Source organism: Rubritalea sp., from assembly GCF_039830215.1.
GTDB lineage: Bacteria > Verrucomicrobiota > Verrucomicrobiia > Verrucomicrobiales > Akkermansiaceae > Rubritalea.
The window spans coordinates 1-1,752 of sequence record NZ_JBDOPO010000177.1 but is presented as its reverse complement, the minus strand read 5'-3'; the positions used below and the strand labels follow the sequence as shown (position 1 = coordinate 1,752).

Below are 1,752 nucleotides of genomic sequence, written 5' to 3'. Positions count from 1 at the left end.
CTGGCTGAATATTTAGGTGATACCGACGAGGTCGTCTACGCTGTAGCCACCCTCAACTTCCTATCTCTCGCATCAGTCGTCGCCAAACACCCTTTTGTGATAGATAAAATTTTCGGTGACTCCCCAACGGAGGAAGCTCTTGAAGCGTTTATTGAGCTGCAAGTAACTGCCATTTTAGCAGCCACTAAATCTCTGAAAAAGTAGAAGCAGTATTGTTGTTTAAACCTCACGAAGACAATCATGTCTAAACTAGTATCAACTTTCATTGGGCTAGCTCTTCCGCTCACTTTAGCGAGCTGCGTCAACCAACCGGGACCTCTCTCTCCAGGCGCTAGAAAGTCGCTCGATATCCCAGACCGATATGACTCCTCACAACCACCGGTCCCTGAAATTAGCCAAAACCTAGTCAACCTGTTCCCCAGTTCTCAGTTAAAAAGCTATATCCACCAAGCTGTAAAAAATAATCCAGACCTGAAATCAAGTGCAGCAAGACTAGAAGAAGCAGGCTATAACACGAGACGGTCTCAGGCTGGACTCAGTCCGACTCTGAATGCCAACCTCGGCGCGGGGGCCTCAGGAAGTAACCCCTCAGGGCTTTCCTCTATTCGCTCTGAAAACTACACCGCCTCACTCGACGCCCGATGGGAAGTCGATGTCTGGGGCCGCATTCGCGCAGGCGTCAGTGCATCAGCCAGTGACCAAGCTGTAGCTGCGGCAGATTACGCATCAGCCAGACAATCAATTGCAGCGCAAACCGCCCAAGCATACTTCGACCTCCTTCGAACGAGTAGTTTGCTAGATCTCTCAGAACGCAGGCTAGTCTCGTTCACAAAAACACTCGACCTCGTCAACCGACGGTTTGAAGCGGGCACAGCCGATCTAGGAGCACTTGATCTGGCCAGAACCGACATTGAGAATACCCGCTCACAGGTAGCCTTGCGTATGGATGATCGAGACAAAGCATCGAGGAGGCTAGCATCGCTCACTGGAGCCTATCCGAGCATTTCTAACAAGGCGACAAAATGGCCGAACCTTAGCCGCAGTGTTCAGGCTAACATTCCGTCTACTCTGATGCTCAAACGTCCAGACATCGATGCTGCATACCAACGCATCAGAGCAGCTGACTCTCGAGTGACTGTTGCCCACCGCGACCTGTATCCAAATTTCACGCTCACTGCTAGTTACGGCCAGCAATCCAATCTTTTAAAAAATCTAGCGGATTCTAACTTCAACGCATGGTCATTACTCGCCAACCTCAGTGCCCCACTCATCGATGGAGGTGCCCGACAAGCGGAGCTAGGAGCATCCAATGCTCGAGCAAAACGCGCTCTAGCAGATTACCAATCCACAGCGCTCAACGCCTTCCGTGAAGTTGAAAACGCTTTAGGTTCTGAAAACTATTTAAAACAACAATATTCAGCAACTGAAAAAGCACTCATTGCTGCCAAGAGCGCTGAAAGCCGTGGCCTACGCAGCTACGATAATGGCCTAATTAACATCCTCGACCTACTCGAGGTTCAGCGCCGGACATTCGCTACAGAAGAATCACTCATCAACATCCGCGCACTACGCTATCAGAACCGCGTATCCCTTGCACTCGCCCTAGGCAAAGCTCTTTAACTCTAATCTCCACACGTGAAACTAGCACTCAAGTTCATCATCCCTCTCGTAGTCCTCGTTGCAGCTTTCGGGCTGGCAAAGAAAATGATCGCCTCCAAGCCTCCGTTGGAGAGTCAGAAACCTCCGACCGTG

General features: G+C 50.5%; 2 protein-coding genes. Both read left to right on the top strand.

Annotated features, from left to right (window positions below; translation table 11 throughout):
* The coding region (locus tag ABGY95_RS06030; RefSeq protein WP_347440793.1) for a hypothetical protein at positions 1 to 204 on the top strand (204 nt) is incomplete at its 5' end.
* A 36-nt stretch (positions 205 to 240) separates the two neighbouring features.
* Positions 241 to 1,620: an efflux transporter outer membrane subunit gene (locus ABGY95_RS06025; protein WP_347440792.1), complete on the top strand. Its 1,380-nt coding sequence runs from the start codon at positions 241 to 243 to the stop codon at positions 1,618 to 1,620.
* Positions 1,621 to 1,752: the final 132 nt, after the last annotated feature.

What these genes read in the sequence shown, in the direction of transcription:
- ABGY95_RS06025 (WP_347440792.1), top strand. Translation starts at nt 241, where the DNA reads ATGTCTAAACTAGTATCAACTTTCATTGGGCTAGCTCTTCCGCTCACT.